A 19,339-nucleotide genomic window follows, 5' to 3' on the forward strand; every position below is an offset into this window, starting at 1 on the left:
AGAAATTTAATTAAAAATAGACCGATGCCTATGTCATCATGCCCACCACTTCATATGATAACAGTGTAGTAAGAACAATGTAGGAGGTCAAAAAACTATGGGTCACGTTGATTGTGGTTTTAGCGGTGGGTTCGCATTACTTGTTGTACTGTTTATTTTACTAATTATTGTAGGAGCAGCTTGCTTCTGCTAATATGAACAATAACGGCTAGGGGGAAATCTCCTAGTCGTTTATTGTTCATATTTCTATGATACACTTATATGTATAACCGTTAGATAGGGGCGAGAAAACATGTATCCTACCGAATACATACAATTTTTAATTCATTTCCAAGGAGATTACGACTATTTTGAATGCCACGAAATACTAGAAGAGTACTGGAAGACAAAACCACGAGGAAATCGTGATCATTACTTAGTTGGTCTCATTCAAATTGCAGTTTCTTTATACCACCAAAGACGTGATAACTGGAATGGTTCTACAAAAATGATGAAAAGCGCAATCACAATTTTAGAAAAAAGCGGTGTGTCTTTACAACGTTTAGGAATTAATCAAGTACAACTTCTTTCCTTGCTCAATGAAAGATTGCAATCTATCCATAAAAAAGAACGTTTTGTACCTTTATTTTTACCCTTATCAGATCCATCGTTAGAGAAGCAGTGCACAGAGTTATGTCAAAAACAAAACCTCCCTTGGAAAGATTTGAATGCTATCCCAAGTGAATATATTATAAACAAGCATACTATGCGTGATCGCACAGAAGTCATTACTGAACGAAATGAACAATTACAAAAAAGAAAGCAGAGATAATAAACTACTTATCCCTGCTTTCACGAATGTATATTTTGTTCTAGCCCTTTACATTTTTCGCAAAAACTTGCTGTTTGCTCATTTCCGCAAATTGTAAACTCAAGAAATTTACTCTTTAACTCTTGAACCATCTTTGTCCCAATCCCTACATGACGGTGAGATGGGTTGACACTCAAATGCTGAATTTCTAATACTTGATTCTCTTTTTTTACAATCCCCATTATTCCAACAAAATCTTCATTCTCTTTCCACAAATACAATTGCCAATCATCTTTTGCTTCATATTCTTTCATTGTCAATTGTAATGTTTTCACATCTTTTTCAGTTGGCATAAACGAAAGAAGCCCCATTGCAATTTTTTCATAACTTTTTTTAAAACGAATTAACATAACCCTTATCCCTTCTTACAAAAGTTACAAACTAGTAATCCCCTCAATCACTCTTTTCATATCATATTCATTTTACAATATTTTCAACAGAGTGAGAAGAGCCTAAAACAACTTGATAATCATACAAAGCGAAAAGAAGAAAGTCAAATCTATGTTTCAGCACTATTCCTTTAATAAATAGAGTTAAAAAAAGAAAATTTTATATGGAATGGAAAGAAACATATCATTCAATATCACTTCATTAATAGTTACCCTAAAGCAGCACACTTCTAGCAAAATTAATATAACAAAAAATATTTATTGAAACATATAATGTAATGTATTCTATGTAATTTGTTAAAGGTTTGTTCTCACAAGCAATATATTTTAGCAACAATACTACTTGTATGATGAGCTGCAGAAGAAGTACCCCGTCCCATTTAAAAGTAAAAAAAGAGAGCAAAAGCTCTCTTTTCCCTTACCTTATTCTTCCCAAACTTTAACTTCTTTCATTACATCGCCTTGACGCATTTTTAATACTGTTTCAATACCGCTTGTTGCTTTACCAAATACAGTATGAACGCCATCTAAATGTGGCTGTGGCTCATGAACAACAAAGAATTGGCTACCGCCTGTGTTACGGCCAGCATGAGCCATAGAAAGTGATCCGACAAGGTGTCTATGAGGGTTTCCATCAGTTTCACATGGAATAGAGTAACCTGGGCCACCTGCACCTGTACCTGTTGGGTCTCCACCTTGGCTTACGAAGCCAGGAATAACACGGTGGAATGTAACACCATCATAAAATCCTTGCTCTGCTAATTTTTTAAAGTTTTCTACTGTTTTCGGTGCTTCTTCTGGGAAAAATTCCAAGTCGATTTTTTCACCGTTTTCCATTAATATGTATCCTAAAGTTTTCATATGTATATGTCTCCTTTCAACTATCTCAGCACTATATTACCACATTCATGACTAGAAACAAAAAGAATCCGACAATCTAGATACTTCTTTTTTGAAATGTGGAAAAAGCTAGGTGACAAATAAGAAATATATACTATAATAACTTTGTTGCCCGAAAATTTTAGAAAGAGAAAGGGAGCGATTTTTCGTGAGAACGAAATTATTAGCTCTGCTATTAGCTGTAACGGTATTTATGATGCCAACAGCTTCATTTGCAGACATCATCGAGGGAGAATCAATTGTTACACTAGGAGAGAACTTATCCGAACAACAAAAACAAGATCTGTTAAAAGAAATGAAAGCACCGAAAGATGCTACAATTATTACTGTATCTAATGCGGAAGAACATAAATTTCTAGAAGGCATTGTTCCAAAAGCACAAATTGGTACGAGAGCAATTTCTTCTTCTATGATTACATACACTAAACCAGGATCTGGTCTTATTGTACGATCAAAGAACATTAACTGGGTAACAGATGCAATGTACACTAACGCTTTGATTACAGCAGGTGTAAAAGATGCAGAAATTCAAATTAACGCACCTTTTAAAGTTTCAGGAACTGCAGCTTTAACTGGATTAATGAAAGCATATGAAACTGCGTCCAATAAACAAATTCCTGAAGAAGTTAAAAAAGTAGCGAATGAAGAAATGGTACAAACAGCCCAGCTTGGTGATAAAATTGGTGAAGAAAAAGCAGTTCAACTTGTTGCAAAAATTAAAGAAGAAATTGCAAAAGAACAGCCAAAAACAACAGAAGATTTACGTTCATTAATTAAAAAAATTGCTGATCAATTAGGCATTACATTAACAGATGAACAGTTAGATAACTTAGTATCGTTATTTGATAAAATGAAAAATCTTAATATCGATTGGAATCAAGTTGGTAGTCAATTAAACAAAGCAAAAGAACACGTTTCTGCCTTTTTAGGATCTGAAGAAGGACAAAGTTTTCTAGATAAAGTGAAAGATTTCTTCTCAAGTATCATTGATTTTGTTAAATCTTTATTCAAGTAAAAAAGAAGCCCGCCAGTGACGGGCTTCTTTTTTATACAAGTAACGGTAATTTCATAACAGCCTCTTCAACCGAACGCACTATATGATTTGCTTTCTCCTTTACATATGGATGGGCATGATGAAGAGTAAATGAATGCGGGGTTACTTCAAACATAGAAATATCATTGAAAGAATCTCCAATACAAGCAACTTCATTTGCTTCAATTTGCAAATGGTCCATTAGTCGCTTTAGAGCACTACCCTTACTCACGCCTCTTGGCATAATATCAACATAGCGTTTACCTGATATAAAAACTTCCGCTTCGCCTTGAAACGTATCTCGTAGCTCTTGATCTAACGTCACAATTTTCTCTTCTTCTCCAAAAACAAACAATTTTGCAGGGTGCACAGTCTTACCAAACTCTTCTTCTAACGCTTCAATTTCAGCGATATGCACACCCATATACGCTTCAAAATTATGGTGTTGTTCATTTTTCCTTTTTGTATATCGCTGCTCATTTGCACAAACAATATCCGCTAGTCCTTTTTTATGTATATATCGATATATTTCCTGGGCAACCGTATTTTCAAAACTCGATTCATGGAATAAATCCCCATCCGGAAGTAACATTGTCGCTCCATTTAAGCCTGTTGTGTAATATGGGAATGAAAACCTTTTTACAACTTCATCAATTCTATGTGTAAAGCGGCCAGAGGCAAAACAAATATTTGTCCCTTTCTCAGCTAACCAACACAGCGCACGTTCATCTTCTTTTTGCATATGATTCACATCGTAAACGAGCGTGTCATCTAAATCACTTATAAATAATTTAATCATGTCCTCTTCCCCTTCCATACACAATATCTACTCTAAGTGTACACAAAAAATGTGTGATTTTTGTTAAAAAACAATAAATTTTTGCTAAAAAAAATAAACGGGTGTATAATCCCGTTTATTTTTGTCTTTTTACATTTTGAGGTCTTACAATACTTGGTCGTACTTTTAAACTAGACATTGTTGGACGGAGTAAAATTTTTGTTAACGCGCCCCAATCAAATGGTAAAAACGGCCATAAATAAGGTGTTTGTAAACTTTTTATAGACGTTAAAAATAAAATTAATATCGTCATACCAATTACAAATCCCATCTCATGGAAGAGACCTGTTAAAATAATAACAAACAATTTCCCAACCTTATTCCCTAATCCTAATTCATAACTCGGTGTTGCATATGCACCAATCATCGAAACCGCTACATACAAAATTACTTCTGGCACAAACAAACCTACATCAATTGCAATTTGACCAATTAATATAGCGGAAATCAACCCTGCTGCAGACGATAACGGCGTTGGAGTATGAATGGCTGCCATCCTTAAAAACTCAAGTCCGACCTCTGCCATTAACACCTGTAATAAAATTGGTAAATGCGTCATCTTAGTCGGTCCAATAAAAGCAAGATTTGCTGGCAAAAGAGTTGGATCAAATACAAACACTAGCCAAAATGGTAATAAAAATAACGAGAATATAACACCTAAAAAGCGCACCCAGCGTAAAAATGTACCGACAGCTGGATTTTGTCTAAATTCTTCCGCATGCTGTAAATGATGAAAATATGTTGTCGGTGTAATCATAGCACTTGGTGATGTGTCAACGAGCACTAACACATGCCCTTCTAGTAGATGATTTGCTGCTACATCTGGCCTTTCTGTATATCGAATAAGTGGGAATGGGTTATAGCTTTGCTTTACAACAAATTCTTCTACTGTTTTATCCGCCATCGTAATTCCATCTACATCGATGTTATTTAATTCTTGTTTTATAATCTTTACTAAGTCTGGATTTGCAACATCTTGAACGTATGTAATACAAATATCCGTTTGTGATCTATCTCCTACTCGAATAATTTCATTTCGAAGACGTGGATCTCGAATTCTTCTACGAATTAATGCTGTATTTACAACGATATTTTCAACAAACCCATCCCTCGCACCGCGTACTACCTTTTCGGTATCTGGTTCTGTCGGTGTTCGCCCTGGATAACTACGAACATCGATCGCGAACGCTTCCGTTTCACCTTCCACAAATATCACAATGAGTCCTGATAATACTTGGAGCATTACCTCATCCATCGTTTTCACTTTGCTTACTTGTTGATGGATTAAGCGATTCTCTAAAAGCTTCACTGTATCTTCTTCTACATCCCTTATCTCATTTGTATCCACCGCTTCTTCTAAAATAGGGATAATATAATTTGTATCACAAAGTCCGTTTACAAATAACACACCAATTTCTTTATTCAAAATTTGAAATTTACGAATGCCAACATCGTATGTAACGCCTAGTCCAACTGTCTGCTTTAAATAATTTTCATTGTCACTTATGAAAGTTGATATAGGGATATCCACCTTTTTAGGCTTCGTCATAAAAACCACTCCTTTCCAAAATTAATTGAATCGCTTTTCTAGTAATAGGTGACCCTCTCTCCCATTCATCATTCCCGCACATTTTACCAATATCACCAACTCCAACAATGACAGGAACATTTAAATCGTCTAAGCAATATATTGTATCTCCACTAATCCTGCCAATTTCACCATCTGGAAGTCCAAATTTATCAACACCGTATTCGGTTAAATTCCCATTCCGATCTACACTTACATCTACACGTGCCCATTCCCAATGATGCGTATTAGACGCTACTGCTAAAATTCCGAGCACATCAATTTGTTTATGGGTAGCCACATATTTTAAAGCCTTCTCACCAGATCCTTCTCCAATAAATCCACTGTCATCAAACATGACAAATACAGGGTCATATGGCGTTTGCATAATAAGCTCAACAACTTTTTTCCCTGTCAATTTGGTTGGATTACTTTGTGATGCTGAAATACACCTTCCCCCAAATTCCTTTGTTAAAAGCTCAATTGTCCGCTTTGCATATTCATCTCCATCTGTGACCAAAACAACCCTTCGTCTCATTTGATTTATCCTTTCGGTTTACATATAAGTGCTATAAAAAACGAAAACAATATCGCTGCGGAAATGCCCGCAGACGTTAAACTAAACATGCCAATACCAATTCCTAAATATCCATGTTTTTCTGCTGCATGCATTGCTCCGTGCAATAGTGAATGTCCAAAACTTGTAATAGGGACTGTTGCTCCAGCACCTGCAAACTTTATTAGTTTATCGTACAATCCAAATCCATCTAAAATTGCTCCGATGACTACAAAAGTTGCCATTAAATGAGCTGGTGTTAACTTTGCGAAATCTAACAATAGTTGCCCAATTACACAAATAGCTCCACCTACAAGAAATGCATATATAAAATCCACAATTCACTCTCCTTTAACTCTTTCAAATACGACACCATGTGCAATTGTTGGAATCGTTTCTTTCTGTTGCATCATCATCGGGCTTAATAATGCGCCAGTGGCAACGACAAAAATTCGTTGTAAATTCCCTTTTTGCATCTCGTGTAATAAATGGCCATATGTGACAACTGCTGAACAAGCGCAACCACTACCACCTGCAAACACTTCTTCTTGACTTGATTCATAAATCATCAATCCGCAATCATTGTATATATGCCCAAGATCGTAACCTTCCTCAAGTAAAAGTTGTTTTGCAATCGGCGTCCCAACAGCTGATAAATCACCCGTAACAATTAAATCATAATCATCGGCACTTCTTCTTAAATCTTCAAAATGCTGTTGAATTGTATGAGCTGCTGCTGGAGCCATCGCTGCCCCCATATCCAAAGGATTTGTGATTCCTAAATCTTGCACTTTTCCGATTGTAGCCGCCGTAATTTTAATCGCACTTTTTTCATTGCTAATTAATATAGATCCTGCACCAGTCACAGTTGAATTTGCTGTCCCTGGCTTTTGCCCACCATACTCTGTTGGATAGCGAAATTGTCTTTCAGCCGTTGCATTATGACTACTTACTGTAGCTAAGACACGATTTGCAAATCCACCGTCTATAAAAGATGAGCCAACTGCTAAAGTCTCCATAGACGTCGCACAAGCGCTAAACATTCCTAAAAAAGGAATGCCCCACTTACGCGCAACATAATTTGCTGTCACTGTTTGATTTAATAAATCTCCCGCTAAAAAGAAATCAATTTGCGATGTTTTTATATTCCCTTTTTGCACTGCTTGTTGAATTGAGTCTGACATTAATCTTCGTTCGGCGAGCTCCCAATTTTCCTCTCCACAATGCAAGTCATCGTATGAAATATCAAAATCTTTTCCAAGAGGGCCCTCAGCTTCTTTCGGACCGACAGCAGTACCCGTTGCATTCACATATATATCATTTTGAAATACCCACGTTTGTTTTCCGGTCAACCTCATACTAGCCCCTCCTTTAAGACATAAAAACTTTAAAGGTATACCTTATTAACCCAATGATATATGCACCAACAACCCCAAATACAATTACACTTCCTGCCAGTTTAAACATATTTGTAGCAATCCCTAGAACAATCCCTTCACTCTTATGCTCTAAGGCAGCGCTCGCCATAGAATTTGCAAATCCTGTCACCGGCACCGCTGATCCTGCTCCAGCAAATTGACCGATTTTATCATATACACCACATCCTGTTAAAATCGCGGATAATAAAACAAGCGTTGCAACAGTTGGGTTTCCTGCCTCTTGTTCACTGAAGTGAAAATAATGTATATAAAATTTCATCAATACTTCTCCAACTGTACAAATGAGTCCACCTACAAGAAATGCTTTGATACAATTTAGTAAATAGTTTGGCTTTGGATGATACTCCTTCACTTTATTTATGTAATCATCCTTCAATTTCTGACTTGTCATTTATATACTGCCTCCTACTTTACGAAATAAATCCAGTGAAACAACGATCCTATTACTTTCCCAAGTACAATAGCAATGAGTAAAACAACAATCTTCCCCTCTACCCCTACTCGTTTCGCTAAAATAGGTAGAACATTTAACACCTCTGTTAATGCCGCAGCAAGCATTCCAATGAACGTGCCACAAAATATCCCTAATATAACGAGCCAATATTGCGATGTTTGAAATGTAATGTTTTTCAAACTACACCAAGCCCCTGTTAAAGTACCTGCAATGACTGCCCACTCAAAATATTGAATATGCTTTCCACTTCTCGTTAATTGAGCTAAACGGGGGATTATACCAAGTACAGCTAAAAATGCGACATACCCGCTACCTACCGCAATCCCTCCAGCTAAACCAATTAAAATAACAAATCCAGACTCAATCATCGGCAAGTTGTTTCATATTATCCTTGTTTTCATTAACGATTACATATTGATCAAGCGACTGTTGGTATTGAAACATCTCAACTTCTAGCGGACTTGGCTCTTCATTAATTCGCTTTTGAAATACATGATTAAAGAATAAAACCATCCCTAAGCCAAGACCTAAAGAATAAGGAATTTGAAATAAAAGTGGTTGCGCATTAAATTCTCCAGTAATCATGTAATATAACCGTTGATGTACTTGTTGCATACTTACATCTTCATGGAAATAAATGATCGCAAGGGCCGCTCCAATGAAAAGTAACAGCCATACAAGCCCGAAAAAAACTGGATGCGCCTTCTTTTTTTCGTATATAATTTCAACAAGAGTTTGTCCAGAACCGAGTAAATTAATTTGTACATGAGATGCTTTCTGTTGAATAATCTCAATTACTTTCATAACATCAATTACAACATGCGTCTTATCATGCGCTGTTATTTTGTAAACTATCTCATTTTGTAACAACTCAACTACAGAAGAATCTCCGGCAAGTTGAGCAACATCGCCCAGCTTTACTTCATAAGTAGGAGAAACTTTTAAACGATTGCGCATTTTAATATAAATCGTTTGTTCCAACTTTCATTCACCCCTTCACTCTTCCTCGTAGTTGTAGTATGGTTATTGAATTTTTTTCTAATACAATTTTTTCATAAAAAAACATCTGCACCATTTTGGTGCAGATGTTTTTTACTTATGCCTTTTTCTTAAATAAGTTTGCAATACTTAATGCAAGCCCTCCCCAAATGACTACGATTCCAATAACCATCATCATAATCGCTGATCCACTCATTATGAAACACCTCGATCTTTCCATTCTTTTTCAAGTTTGGCAGAGTCCGAATGAATTTGTGCATCCCATTTTTTCAGACCAATGATTATTGCAACTATGAGGAATGCTGCTGCTATCGACCAACCATACGTTACAACAAACTCAGTCGGATAATCTCCATAGTTCTTTTTAATATTTTGGATTGTACCATCAATTAGCATATACCCTAACATAAGCGGAGTAATAACGAGTAAACTCACTCTCCAAAACGTTCCTAATTTAATATCAGATACAAAGTTTGCATGATTTTGATAAACTGGTAAACGACGTAAAATGAGCCCTATCGTAACTACTTCCGCAAGTGCAATTGTAATTAATCCGAAATTATTAGCGAAATAGTCGACAACATCTAAGAACATAAGTCCACCACGTGTTGCAAAAACAAGAGAAACTAACACGAGAAGGGTTCCCATAATTCCAATGGTTTTTTCACGACTTAAACTGAATTTTTCAGATACAGCGGCAAAGCATACTTCCGCAAGTGAAATAAGTGATGTGATTCCAGCAACCGTTAACGATAAGAAAAATAATACACCAAACAACGGTGACATCGGCAACTCATTAATAATTTGCGGAAATACTACGAACGCAAGTCCAACGCCAGCACTTGCTACTTTATCAACCGGTACTCCCATATTATTTGCCATAAATCCAAGAGCTGCAAAGACTCCAATACCTGCTAATAATTCAAATCCTGAGTTTGCGAATCCAGTAATAAAGGCATTATTTGTTGTATCAGAGTTTTTCGGTAAATAACTAGAATACGTAATCATAATTCCAAATGCTAAAGATAAACTAAAGAATATTTGACCATAAGCAGCAAGCCATACTTTCCCATCAAAAATACGACTCCAATCTGGTTTAAAGAATGCATCTAGTCCTTGCATAGCACCTTCCATCGTCACTGCACGAACGACGATAATAAGGAACATAACAACTAATAAAGGAATAAATATACGGTTAACAACTTCGATTCCTTTTTTAACTCCTTTAAATGCAACGCCAAGCACAATAATCCAAACGAGAGCTAACGGAATTAATACTTCCGGTACAAGTCCTCCAAATTGTCCTGGCTTATCTGCAACATGTAAGTACTCTTTAAATAAAAATGATTGCGTGTCTTTTCCCCATGCTCCAGTAATTGCAAAGTATGTATACGATATAGACCAAGCAATAATCACTGCATAATATGTTGAAACAATAAATGTTACGCACATTTGCCACCATCCAATAAATTCGGCACGCGGGCTAATACGGAAAAATGTAAGTGGTGCTGAGCCACGATGACGATGACCAAGAGCAAACTCAAATGCTAACAATGAAATACCCGTCGTTAATAATGCAAATAAGTACGGTAAAAAGAATGCCCCGCCGCCATTTTCATACGCTGTATAAGGAAAACGCCATATGTTTCCTAATCCAACGGCAGATCCGACCGCTGCGAAAATAAATCCAGCTCTCGTTCCCCATTGTTGCCTCGTTTCCATGTTTCCTTCCCCCCTTTATGACAAGTTCATACTTGGATTATATTTTAAATTAACTAAATTATCAATAAATTCTGTTAATTTTTTCGAAAATTAACATCTCTCTCCTATTAACTTCATAAAAAAATCGAATAGACAATTATTCGTCTATTCGATCTTTCATCTGTTTTAATATTTTCTTTTCAAGTCTTGAAACTTGTACTTGCGAAATACCTATGCGCTCTGCTACTTCTGACTGTGTTTGATCTTTATAGTAACGCAAGTATACAATTAAGCGCTCTCGTTCATCTAGTTCTCTAATCGCTTCTTTTAAAGCAATTTTATCGAACCATTTCGTTTCAGATTGATCTGCAATTTGATCTAAAATAGTGATTGGATCACCGTCGTTTTCATATACAGTTTCATGTATAGATGAAGGCGCCCGGCTCGCTTCTTGTGCTAGAACAACTTCCTCTGGCGTTAGTTCTAGCGCCTCTGCCACCTCATTAATCGTTGGAGCCCTTCCGAACTCTTTCGAAAGCTCATCTCTCATCTTTCGAATTTTGTTCCCTGTTTCTTTTAAAGACCTACTAACTTTCACTGATCCATCATCACGTAAAAAACGTTGTATTTCTCCAATAATCATTGGAACTGCATATGTTGAAAATTTCACGTCGAAAGATAAATCAAATTTATCTACCGATTTCAAGAGCCCAATACATCCAATTTGAAATAGATCGTCTGGTTCGTATCCTCGATTAAGAAACCGCTGTACAACCGACCAAACGAGACGCATATTACTTTGAACGATTGTATCTCTCGCCTGTTGATCTCCATCTTGACTTTTTTGAATTAACGCTTTTAGCTCGTGGTCCTTTAACTGAGGTTTCTTCTTCTCATTTTTGACCTCTATGTCCATAGGCTATTCTCCTTAATTGCATAGAGCGTTACTATTTGATAAGTATTTTGTCAAATGGATTGTTGTCCCGAAAGATTCGTTTGAAATAACTTCTACTTCATCCATAAAATTTTCCATGATAGTAAATCCCATTCCGGAACGCTCTAATTCAGGTTTAGTTGTAAAAAGGGGTTGTCTCGCTTCATCTAAGTTAAAGATTCCAATCCCTTCATCTCGAATCGTGAGTTTCACCATTGCTTCTTCCAAAATTACAGAAATATAAACAATACCTTCTGCATTTCCTTCGTATCCATGAATAATTGCATTTGTAACCGCTTCTGACACAACTGTTTTGATCTCCGTTAATTCTTCCATCGTTGGATCTAGTTGTGCAATGAAAGCCGCCACTGTAACGCGAGCGAATGATTCATTTTGACTTAATGCTGAAAATTGAAGGTTCATTTCATTTCTCATCTATGCCACCCCCAACGTCGCGAGCGCGTGCGCTTCACTTTCTTCTAAGCGAACGATTTTGAATAAGCCCGACATTTCAAATAAACGCTTAACAGGCGGTGAAATTGCACAAACAACCATTTCTCCACCTAATCCCTTTACGTGTTTATATCGGCCTAATATAACACCTAGACCAGAACTATCCATAAACGATAAGTTCTCTAGGCTCAAAACAATATGATGAACACCATGTGTCTCAATCATATCTGTTACTTTCGTTCGCAACTCTTCAGCCGTATGATGATCTAATTCACCCTCTAGTCTCACACATAGGACGTCACGTTTTACTTCTAATTGCATGGAAAGACTCACACGATTTCCTCCTTATGCTCAAACTTTACTTATTCACATACATAAAGATTTTCGTGATATAAAATAAGAATCCTTCCTGCTGACAAAAGAAGAACTATTTCGTCATAAAGTGAAACCTTTCAGCATTATTCACTGGCATACGAATAGAAAAGCGGCAAACTATTTGCCGCTATTTTGATGTTGAAAACATCCCAAAACTTCTTTTAAATAACTCCCACCAGCTCGCTGCAGCAACATCTTCTTTTGCTACAATTGTTTGTTTTAATAAAACATCTTTATCTTTTTTAATAACAAGTGTGCCAAGCGCGTCACCTTTTTTAATCGGTGCTTTTACTTTCTTTTCAGCAATTACTTCTTGTTTTACCTTGTCCATACTCTCGCCCTTCTTCATAAGAAGAGAAACATTATCTGACGCAACTAAATCTATTTTTTCTTTTTTCCCTTTTCCTACTTGAACTGTCTTAATTTTTTCGCCGCGCGTATACAATTTCTTTGTCATATATTGTCCAAATGCATAGTCAAGAAGCTTCGTCACTTCGTTGTTCCGTTCTTTTGATGTTGGTGCTCCCATGACAACTGAAATGACACGCATGCCATTTTTTTGAGCCGATGCTGTTAAACAATATTTCGCTTCTGTCGTAAAACCTGTTTTTACTCCATCTACGCCAGGATAAAAACGTACTAGCTTATTCGTATTAACGAGCCAAAACTTTTTATCCGTATCTTCACGTAAATAATCTTCGTACTTACCTGTGTATTTACGAATAAGTGGATACTTCATCAATTCTCTCGCCATTATAGCCATATCATTTGCTGTCGAATAATGGTCTTTGGCCGGAAGACCTGTTGGGTTTTGAAAATGTGTATTTTTCAACCCTAGATCTTTCGCCTTTTTGTTCATCATATTTACAAATCCTTCTTCTGAACCTGCGATATGCTCAGCTACTGCAACAGATGCGTCATTTCCAGATGCAATTGCAATACCCTTTAACATCTCATTTACAGTCATCTCTTCCCCAGGTTCTAAAAAGATTTGCGATCCACCCATTGAAGCTGCATGTTCGCTCGCTCTAACTTTATCGGTCAGTTTTAGTTTTCCTTTTTCAACTTGTTCCATAATTAAAAGCATTGTCATAATCTTTGTCATACTAGCAGGTGGTAATTTTTCATTTGGGTTTTTATCAAATAAAACTTTACCTGTATCTTGCTCAATTACGATTGCTGACGACGCTTGTTCCGCTAACTTCGGCGTTGTTTCTTCTGTTTTCTCCTGCTTCGTTTTCTCAGATTGCGCAAAACTCACTGAAGTTCCAGAAAGCAATAACATGAAACAAACAAGTATTCCAAAAACTCGCTTCATGACTAACCCTCCATTCTATATCAGACCTATTTTTTCCAATTTCTCTTTTTTTAATACCAATTTTTTCTATTATTTTCATTTGACAAATACATTCGTCCCCTATATTGTATTAAGTGTATTACACACAGTAGTACACTTAATACATATGAGGAAGGAGACATTGCTCTTGCATATTCAACTTGACCCAAGAAGCAACACTCCGATATGGGAACAAATTGTTCAAAATATAAAAGAACTCGTATTGAAAAACATGTTGGCTCCAAGTGATAAACTTCCTTCTGTACGCGAGCTCGCTTCTTTACTCGTTATAAATCCAAATACAGTGAGTAAAGCGTATCAAGAGTTAGAGCGACAAGGAATTATTGAAACGTTACGAGGAAAAGGAACATTTGTATCCCAATCGATTACCCCAACATTAGACGAAAGGAAAATCGCTATGGTTGAAAAGCAATTTCATCAATTACTATTAGAAGCCTCTTATCTTGGTATTACGAAAGATAAAATTCATGATTGGATAGATTCATACTATAAAGAGATTGGAGGAAATACGGATGTTGAAAGTGACAAGCTTGAAGAAAACAATTGATAATCAAACAATTTTAGACGATGTTTCTTTCACATTACAAAAAGGTAGTATCGTCGGATTACTTGGAAGAAATGGTGCGGGGAAAACAACTTTATTACGAACGATAGTCGGTATTTTAGACCCAGATGAGGGAACTGTTACATATGAGGATATCGACATTCATAAAAATCCTGAAACGAAACAAAAAATCGTATATGTTCCGGATTCTACTAACATACTGAACGGTTATACAGTAAAAGAAATCGTGAAGTTTTATAAAGCAGTTTATACAGCATTTGATGAACCATATTTCTACGAACTACTAGAACGTTTCAATTTACCAAACAAACGAATTCGTAGTTATTCAAAAGGAATGAAAGCACTGCTTGCCATCATTTTAGCTGTTGCTGCACAGGCAGAATATATTATTTTAGATGAACCAACAAACGGACTTGATCCTATCGTTAAAAGACAGATTTTACAGTTTCTCGTTGGAGAAGTTGCAGAAAAAGAGATTACCATTTTCATATCTACCCATCATTTAGATGAAGTTGAACAAATTGCAGATACAATCATTATTTTAAAAGGACATACTGTATCTTCTATTACATCACTAGACGATGCAAAATCACAATTTGCTAAAATCCAAGTAGCCTATGAACGCTCATTACCTCAAAAACTAGAAAACTTAAGCAATATTAAAATATTAAACCAAACGGGAAAAGTATATACAATCTTAATTGAGGGAAATGTAGCTACAACACTGGAGAAGTTTTATAAAGAGCAACCTATACTCATTGAAGAACTAACAATGTCACTTGAAGATGTCTTCGTTACGACACTGGAGGAGGATGGGTATGTTTCATAAAGCGTTGTGGATGTGGAATTGGAAGCGCGGGAAATATGCTGCGTTACTGTTTTTCTTTAGTTCGCTTTATTTTTTATCTTTCGAATACTATCAAGCAGCAGAAACTCAACAGTCTCTCTTTCTCCATCCAGAAAAAATAGGTGAAGAAAAGTTCTACTATCATTATTCTTTTTATTCTTCTAATAGCTTTTGGTTAGGTATTATTACAATTATCCTATCCTGTATATTGATTGGTTGGGAGCGAAGTAATCAAAGTGGAGATTCACTTATGACATTTCCATTTAAAAGACGTGATATGTTCTTATCGAAGTGGGTTTTCGGTGGATTTTTCATTGTACTATCACTTCTAATCAATTGGGGTCTTATGTATTTTATTTATAAATCTACGATTCACTTTGAATATCAATCTTTCGAACCGTTTCATCGATATTTCCTGTATGCAATTTTCACATATATAGCGATCTATACTGTCTCTTTATGTATTGGTACATTTACTGGCAGTATTATTTCACAAAGCATCTTTAGCATTACTTTTTGCATCATGGGAATGGGAATCTTTTCACTCTTACTCCTATTCTTTACAGCTCATGCTGAGGCAATACAGGGGAATAAAAGTTATACGAATTTCGAAAACATTTATGAATTCAATAAAAAGACCTACTTTTCAAGCGCTATATTAGACTTTTCAATTAGTTATAATTACCACCCTACTGCCCAATCAGATGAAGATCATGGAAAAGTAATACAAAGGGGACCTACTTTTCATAGTTATTACTCTGCAAAAATAATACTTGTTCCTATCTTCTATACAATTTTCAGTTTGCTTATTGGGATGTTTCTCTATGCAAGGTCACCTAATGAACATAATAAGAAAATTTTCCTTTTTCCAAAATACAACTCACTCTGGATGTCGTGTACTACCTTTTATTTTGCATTAATAGGTGGGCAAATGTTGAAGCGTTTTGATTTATTATTTAGTTACTATGTTGGGTTCTTTTTATTTGGAATCGTCACTTATTTTATATTATCACGTCTTACAAACTATAAAGTTTTTTAAAGGAGAGATCCTATGTTTCAAAAAGTATTATGGATGCATACCTACAAGCAAAGTAAATATATTGTTTGGCTATTTTGGTTAGTAAGTTTTTATGTACTATCCTATAAATACTACTTAGCATCTGCCGAGCAATTAAAATATTTTCATGAACATAATGAATGGAAATATATATACCGATACTATTATCAACTTTCACTTCCCGATGCTATCATGGTTCAAGGAGGACTCCTTATTGCATTAGCCTGCATCCTTATTGGATGGGAGCGTCAAAATCAATCAAGTGACATTCTATGGTCTATGCCATTTAAACGGAAACATCTCTTCATGACGAAATGGCTTTTTGGTGTGTGTAATATTTTAGCTATCGTTATATTGAATTGGGGACTTTTTGCTATTATGAAAAAGGCAACTTTTCATAATAAGTATCAAATATTTTCACCATTTCATACCTATTTCTTATACATGGTTATCATCTTAATTGCTATATATACACTTGCATTATGCATAGGAACAATTGCTGGTAATATGATTTCACAAGGATTCTTCAGTGTTGCTATACTTGGATTCCCTTTTATTTTGCCGACTCTAATTGCCGGAGCTATTTCTATTCATACGGTTGGACTTATTTCTAATCATCCCGTCTATACGGAGGAGAATGTAGATCGTTATGGTTCAGTAATAGAAAAAGTGAGTATTTTAGCGCCAGTTCGCGGATTCAATATTAATTTTAATTACGATCCTCAACGTGCTTATACTGATGAACAAGGCGTACGTCATGATGAACCTAATTTTACGTATATTCCCTCAGCAACAAAACTTATCGGCCCAATCGCAAATGTACTTATTCTATTACCTTTAGGAATGTACTTATATACAAGATCACCTAATGAACAAAATGGGAATTTTCTATTATATCCGAAACTCAAAACACTATGTATGATATGTTGTGTAATCTTTATTGGAATGTTTGGAGGAATGGCAACGGGAGGAAGTCATTCTATCTTAAATTATTATATTGGTTTTATAGGAACCAGTACGATAGTCTACCTACTATTATCTCGCTTATTAAAATTTAAATTTTCTTGGCGTGTGAAATAACCTCCTCTTAAAGAGGAGGTTATTTCACATTCTCTCTCCTATCCCCATACACCATCTCTTCTTTCATCCCAAATCCATCACCATTTTGCACAATTTGCTCTGTCGGTGCAACTACACTTTCGGCAATTTTCCATTCCCCACGCTCTTTTACAAATACTTGTAGAAAATAGTTCATACCATCTAATTGATATGCATTTTCTTTTTTCACATTATAGTGAATCGCAATGTAGTACACTTGAATGTTTTCTTTCCCTATTTTTGATACGTATTGCGATAGTCTCGGTATATAAAGTGCTGCTTTCTGAAAAGATAGTTGCTTCGCTTTAACAAACGATGAACTTGTTACATTACGTAATGTGTCCCGATTACGAATATTATCGCTATGGTGAAATAATACTGCGTTTTGCATAGAACGAACCCATAATTTCGAATATAAAACTGTATTATCAGTTTCAATGTACTTCACTTCTTTTCGCACCACTTGGATAGGCGTATCTGCGTACGTGAATGTTTTAAAATAGAAAAAACTACCAAATAAAATGGTAAGTGCAGCAATATATTTCATAATCTTTCCTCCGATCTTTTAATTAAAGTATCGGAGTTTCAAAATATTTTTATTCAAAAGAAAAAGGATAGGAATGCTTTCGCTTCCTATCCTCATTTATTATAATACGCGGCCAAATAGTTCTAAGACCATTTCTATTTCTTGGTCGCTCCAACCTTTAAATCTCTCTTTATAATATTCTTTACGCACAGCTTCAAGTTTTTCAGTTACTTCTCTTCCGTGCTCTGTAATTTCTAAGTACACGATACGACGATCTGAATTAGAACGTTTTCTTTCTACTAATCCTTTTCGTACAAGTCGATCTGTAACAGCTGTAATATGACTGGAGGTTACGTTTACTTCACTCGCAATTTGCGAAGCCATCTGTGGACTGTTTAAAAATAACGCACGTAATACAGAAAATTCATTATATGGCATATGTTCTGCAAAACGTGTATTAATATCATTTTGTAATAAACGTATCATTTTTCGAAATGATGCAGATAAATCTAAAATCAGCGTTTCTCTTTTTTCGTTCAATAGCCTCGTCCCTTTTTTATCATATTTACACATATTATAATCTATAAATACCTATATTGTATATGATTTCTTTCCTCAACATTCTCATTTATGTAACTTTTTTCATATAAATTTCTTTTTTGTTCACACATATACATATAAAAAGGATGGTGATGGAAAATGCAGGGTGGAATAAATCCTTATTTACACAACGTACGCACAGCTAATACTGGTAAAGAAGCTACTATTACTGTACAAGGCGAAGGCGTTGTCAAAGCAAAACCAAACGTTGTTATATTAACGCTTGGCATTCGAACTGATAGTAAAAATGTAAAACAAGCGCAGGAAGAAAATGCAGTACAATCAAAACAATTACTGGATGCACTTAAACAGCTTGGTATTGCCGATAAAGATATAGAAACGATTTCTTATACGATCACTCCTCAATACGAATATGTAAATGATAAAGCATTGCTCCAAGGATACCGTGTGGAGCATTTGTATGAAATTACCGTTTTAAATGTACAAAAAGCTGGGGAAGTATATGATATAGCCGTATCAAATGGCGCAAATGTAGCAAAAGGTTTACGTTTCCGAGTATCTCATCCAAATAAATATTATGAGAAGGCTCTCATTCAAGCTCTTCACCAGGCAGTAGAAAAAGCTCGTGCTATTGCGAGTACATATAATCTAAATATTAATCCTGTTCCCCTCTCATTCGTTGAAGAATCTGCCCAATTACCACGGGAGGTTACGTCTTATGCTACTTTACATGCACAAGCAGCCCCGCCCATTCAATCTGGTGAATTAGAAATCATTTCATCCATACGGGCTATTTTTACGTATTTATAACGAATTCTCTTTACAAGTAAACGTTATCAT

Annotated in this window: 26 protein-coding genes; 8 read left to right on the plus strand and 18 right to left on the minus strand. The window is 35.7% G+C overall.

The features are described 5' to 3' along the window. Nucleotides 1-97: 97 nt before the first annotated feature. Both NZ044_RS19995 and NZ044_RS20000 read left to right on the plus strand, forming a co-directional pair. Nucleotides 98-193, plus strand: coding sequence for a YjcZ family sporulation protein (locus NZ044_RS19995; RefSeq protein ID WP_000510194.1), 96 nt, complete (start codon nt 98-100; stop codon nt 191-193). Between the two features lie 99 nt (nt 194-292). Then, nucleotides 293-811 carry a DUF309 domain-containing protein gene (locus tag NZ044_RS20000; RefSeq protein ID WP_000283612.1) on the plus strand — a complete coding sequence of 173 codons (519 nt, stop codon included), beginning with the start codon at nt 293-295 and terminating at the stop codon, nt 809-811. A gap of 20 nt (nt 812-831) precedes the next feature. On the opposite strand, the gene ribT is transcribed toward NZ044_RS20000, so the two are convergent. Both ribT and NZ044_RS20010 read right to left on the minus strand, forming a co-directional pair. Continuing rightward, complete coding sequence (gene ribT / locus NZ044_RS20005) at nt 832-1,200, minus strand: GNAT family N-acetyltransferase RibT (RefSeq protein WP_000908401.1); 369 nt, start codon at nt 1,198-1,200, stop codon at nt 832-834. 462 nt (nt 1,201-1,662) lie between these two features. Continuing rightward, nucleotides 1,663-2,100, minus strand: coding sequence for a peptidylprolyl isomerase (locus NZ044_RS20010; RefSeq protein ID WP_000853784.1), 438 nt, complete (start codon nt 2,098-2,100; stop codon nt 1,663-1,665). Nucleotides 2,101-2,287: 187 nt separating this feature from the next. Here NZ044_RS20010 and NZ044_RS20015 point away from each other — a divergent pair, with 187 nt between their 5' ends. Next, nucleotides 2,288-3,154: a DUF1002 domain-containing protein gene (locus NZ044_RS20015; RefSeq protein WP_001259343.1), complete on the plus strand. Its 867-nt coding sequence runs from the start codon at nt 2,288-2,290 to the stop codon at nt 3,152-3,154. 31 nt (nt 3,155-3,185) lie between these two features. On the opposite strand, the gene NZ044_RS20020 is transcribed toward NZ044_RS20015, so the two are convergent. The 14 genes from NZ044_RS20020 to dacF all read right to left on the minus strand — a co-directional run bounded on the left by NZ044_RS20020 (nt 3,186) and on the right by dacF (nt 13,806). Beyond that, complete coding sequence (locus NZ044_RS20020) at nt 3,186-3,989, minus strand: Cof-type HAD-IIB family hydrolase (RefSeq protein WP_118961566.1); 804 nt, start codon at nt 3,987-3,989, stop codon at nt 3,186-3,188. A 97-nt stretch (nt 3,990-4,086) separates the two neighbouring features. Then, nucleotides 4,087-5,559, minus strand: a complete 1,473-nt coding sequence (gene spoVAF, locus NZ044_RS20025) for a spore germination protein SpoVAF (RefSeq protein ID WP_000165593.1) — start codon at nt 5,557-5,559, stop codon at nt 4,087-4,089. Next, on the minus strand, nt 5,546-6,115 hold the full coding sequence (locus NZ044_RS20030) for a stage V sporulation protein AE (protein WP_001254416.1): 570 nt from the start codon (nt 6,113-6,115) through the stop codon (nt 5,546-5,548). Before NZ044_RS20030 ends, spoVAF begins: the two co-directional genes overlap by 14 nt. Nucleotides 6,116-6,120: 5 nt before the next feature. Continuing rightward, on the minus strand, nt 6,121-6,471 hold the full coding sequence (spoVAE, locus tag NZ044_RS20035; RefSeq protein ID WP_000345907.1) for a stage V sporulation protein AE: 351 nt from the start codon (nt 6,469-6,471) through the stop codon (nt 6,121-6,123). Between the two features lie 3 nt (nt 6,472-6,474). Next, the gene (gene spoVAD, locus NZ044_RS20040; protein ID WP_118961567.1) at nt 6,475-7,491 is read right to left on the minus strand and encodes a stage V sporulation protein AD; all 1,017 of its coding nucleotides are present in this window, start codon (nt 7,489-7,491) and stop codon (nt 6,475-6,477) included. A gap of 13 nt (nt 7,492-7,504) precedes the next feature. Next, nucleotides 7,505-7,963 (minus strand): stage V sporulation protein AC, encoded by a 459-nt coding sequence (gene spoVAC, locus NZ044_RS20045; RefSeq protein WP_000203809.1) that lies wholly within the window; start codon nt 7,961-7,963, stop codon nt 7,505-7,507. Between the two features lie 14 nt (nt 7,964-7,977). Further along, entirely contained in the window at nt 7,978-8,394 is a 417-nt protein-coding gene (gene spoVAB / locus NZ044_RS20050) for a stage V sporulation protein SpoVAB (protein WP_000572938.1), read from the minus strand. Next, entirely contained in the window at nt 8,387-9,007 is a 621-nt protein-coding gene (locus NZ044_RS20055; protein WP_000438368.1) for a stage V sporulation protein AA, read from the minus strand. Before NZ044_RS20055 ends, spoVAB begins: the two co-directional genes overlap by 8 nt. Nucleotides 9,008-9,122: 115 nt before the next feature. After that, nucleotides 9,123-9,221, minus strand: a complete 99-nt coding sequence (locus tag NZ044_RS20060; RefSeq protein ID WP_000016826.1) for a methionine/alanine import family NSS transporter small subunit — start codon at nt 9,219-9,221, stop codon at nt 9,123-9,125. After that, nucleotides 9,221-10,747, minus strand: coding sequence for a sodium-dependent transporter (locus NZ044_RS20065; RefSeq protein ID WP_000450088.1), 1,527 nt, complete (start codon nt 10,745-10,747; stop codon nt 9,221-9,223). The genes NZ044_RS20060 and NZ044_RS20065 overlap by 1 nt, the downstream gene beginning before the upstream one ends. Before the next feature lie 136 nt (nt 10,748-10,883). Further along, nucleotides 10,884-11,642 carry an RNA polymerase sporulation sigma factor SigF gene (gene sigF, locus NZ044_RS20070; RefSeq protein WP_000350729.1) on the minus strand — a complete coding sequence of 253 codons (759 nt, stop codon included), beginning with the start codon at nt 11,640-11,642 and terminating at the stop codon, nt 10,884-10,886. 12 nt (nt 11,643-11,654) lie between these two features. After that, nucleotides 11,655-12,095: an anti-sigma F factor gene (spoIIAB, locus tag NZ044_RS20075; RefSeq protein WP_001243398.1), complete on the minus strand. Its 441-nt coding sequence runs from the start codon at nt 12,093-12,095 to the stop codon at nt 11,655-11,657. Beyond that, entirely contained in the window at nt 12,096-12,446 is a 351-nt protein-coding gene (gene spoIIAA / locus NZ044_RS20080) for an anti-sigma F factor antagonist (RefSeq protein WP_000059135.1), read from the minus strand. It lies immediately after the preceding gene. 169 nt (nt 12,447-12,615) lie between these two features. After that, complete coding sequence (dacF, locus tag NZ044_RS20085) at nt 12,616-13,806, minus strand: serine-type D-Ala-D-Ala carboxypeptidase DacF (RefSeq protein ID WP_000832002.1); 1,191 nt, start codon at nt 13,804-13,806, stop codon at nt 12,616-12,618. A 166-nt stretch (nt 13,807-13,972) separates the two neighbouring features. On the opposite strand from dacF, the gene NZ044_RS20090 reads away from it, so the two are divergent. From NZ044_RS20090 to NZ044_RS20105, 4 genes are read left to right on the plus strand one after another with little or no spacing between them, the layout of a single operon-like run. Beyond that, entirely contained in the window at nt 13,973-14,392 is a 420-nt protein-coding gene (locus tag NZ044_RS20090) for a GntR family transcriptional regulator (protein WP_000548027.1), read from the plus strand. Next, on the plus strand, nt 14,358-15,239 hold the full coding sequence (locus NZ044_RS20095; RefSeq protein WP_000922124.1) for an ABC transporter ATP-binding protein: 882 nt from the start codon (nt 14,358-14,360) through the stop codon (nt 15,237-15,239). Before NZ044_RS20090 ends, NZ044_RS20095 begins: the two co-directional genes overlap by 35 nt. Beyond that, nucleotides 15,229-16,296 carry an ABC transporter permease gene (locus NZ044_RS20100; RefSeq protein ID WP_118961568.1) on the plus strand — a complete coding sequence of 356 codons (1,068 nt, stop codon included), beginning with the start codon at nt 15,229-15,231 and terminating at the stop codon, nt 16,294-16,296. The genes NZ044_RS20095 and NZ044_RS20100 overlap by 11 nt, the downstream gene beginning before the upstream one ends. 12 nt (nt 16,297-16,308) lie before the next feature. Further along, nucleotides 16,309-17,394 (plus strand): hypothetical protein, encoded by a 1,086-nt coding sequence (locus NZ044_RS20105; RefSeq protein WP_000487025.1) that lies wholly within the window; start codon nt 16,309-16,311, stop codon nt 17,392-17,394. 19 nt (nt 17,395-17,413) lie between these two features. On the opposite strand, the gene NZ044_RS20110 is transcribed toward NZ044_RS20105, so the two are convergent. Further along, complete coding sequence (locus NZ044_RS20110; protein ID WP_000873788.1) at nt 17,414-17,959, minus strand: hypothetical protein; 546 nt, start codon at nt 17,957-17,959, stop codon at nt 17,414-17,416. A 99-nt stretch (nt 17,960-18,058) separates the two neighbouring features. Further along, nucleotides 18,059-18,478 carry a MarR family winged helix-turn-helix transcriptional regulator gene (locus NZ044_RS20115; protein ID WP_001003307.1) on the minus strand — a complete coding sequence of 140 codons (420 nt, stop codon included), beginning with the start codon at nt 18,476-18,478 and terminating at the stop codon, nt 18,059-18,061. 159 nt (nt 18,479-18,637) lie between these two features. Here NZ044_RS20115 and NZ044_RS20120 point away from each other — a divergent pair, with 159 nt between their 5' ends. Next, nucleotides 18,638-19,309, plus strand: a complete 672-nt coding sequence (locus tag NZ044_RS20120) for an SIMPL domain-containing protein (protein WP_001161431.1) — start codon at nt 18,638-18,640, stop codon at nt 19,307-19,309. Nucleotides 19,310-19,339 lie beyond the last annotated feature (30 nt).

The organism is Bacillus sp. FSL K6-1338, from assembly GCF_038006965.1.
GTDB lineage: Bacteria > Bacillota > Bacilli > Bacillales > Bacillaceae_G > Bacillus_A > Bacillus_A thuringiensis_S.

Excerpts from the sequence above, each read along its gene's own strand:
- NZ044_RS19995 (WP_000510194.1), top strand. The coding sequence starts at position 98 with ATGGGTCACGTTGATTGTGGTTTTAGCGGTGGGTTCGCATTACTTGTT.
- NZ044_RS20000 (WP_000283612.1), top strand. The coding sequence starts at position 293 with ATGTATCCTACCGAATACATACAATTTTTAATTCATTTCCAAGGAGAT.
- ribT (WP_000908401.1), bottom strand. The coding sequence starts at position 1,200 with ATGTTAATTCGTTTTAAAAAAAGTTATGAAAAAATTGCAATGGGGCTT.
- NZ044_RS20010 (WP_000853784.1), bottom strand. The coding sequence starts at position 2,100 with ATGAAAACTTTAGGATACATATTAATGGAAAACGGTGAAAAAATCGAC.
- NZ044_RS20020 (WP_118961566.1), bottom strand. The coding sequence starts at position 3,989 with ATGGAAGGGGAAGAGGACATGATTAAATTATTTATAAGTGATTTAGAT.
- spoVAF (WP_000165593.1), bottom strand. The coding sequence starts at position 5,559 with ATGACGAAGCCTAAAAAGGTGGATATCCCTATATCAACTTTCATAAGT.
- NZ044_RS20030 (WP_001254416.1), bottom strand. The coding sequence starts at position 6,115 with ATGAGACGAAGGGTTGTTTTGGTCACAGATGGAGATGAATATGCAAAG.
- spoVAD (WP_118961567.1), bottom strand. The coding sequence starts at position 7,491 with ATGAGGTTGACCGGAAAACAAACGTGGGTATTTCAAAATGATATATAT.
- spoVAC (WP_000203809.1), bottom strand. The coding sequence starts at position 7,963 with ATGACAAGTCAGAAATTGAAGGATGATTACATAAATAAAGTGAAGGAG.
- spoVAB (WP_000572938.1), bottom strand. The coding sequence starts at position 8,394 with ATGATTGAGTCTGGATTTGTTATTTTAATTGGTTTAGCTGGAGGGATT.
- NZ044_RS20060 (WP_000016826.1), bottom strand. The coding sequence starts at position 9,221 with ATGAGTGGATCAGCGATTATGATGATGGTTATTGGAATCGTAGTCATT.
- NZ044_RS20065 (WP_000450088.1), bottom strand. The coding sequence starts at position 10,747 with ATGGAAACGAGGCAACAATGGGGAACGAGAGCTGGATTTATTTTCGCA.
- sigF (WP_000350729.1), bottom strand. The coding sequence starts at position 11,642 with ATGGACATAGAGGTCAAAAATGAGAAGAAGAAACCTCAGTTAAAGGAC.
- spoIIAB (WP_001243398.1), bottom strand. The coding sequence starts at position 12,095 with ATGAGAAATGAAATGAACCTTCAATTTTCAGCATTAAGTCAAAATGAA.
- dacF (WP_000832002.1), bottom strand. The coding sequence starts at position 13,806 with ATGAAGCGAGTTTTTGGAATACTTGTTTGTTTCATGTTATTGCTTTCT.
- NZ044_RS20095 (WP_000922124.1), top strand. The coding sequence starts at position 14,358 with ATGTTGAAAGTGACAAGCTTGAAGAAAACAATTGATAATCAAACAATT.
- NZ044_RS20100 (WP_118961568.1), top strand. The coding sequence starts at position 15,229 with ATGTTTCATAAAGCGTTGTGGATGTGGAATTGGAAGCGCGGGAAATAT.
- NZ044_RS20105 (WP_000487025.1), top strand. The coding sequence starts at position 16,309 with ATGTTTCAAAAAGTATTATGGATGCATACCTACAAGCAAAGTAAATAT.
- NZ044_RS20110 (WP_000873788.1), bottom strand. The coding sequence starts at position 17,959 with ATGAAATATATTGCTGCACTTACCATTTTATTTGGTAGTTTTTTCTAT.
- NZ044_RS20120 (WP_001161431.1), top strand. The coding sequence starts at position 18,638 with ATGCAGGGTGGAATAAATCCTTATTTACACAACGTACGCACAGCTAAT.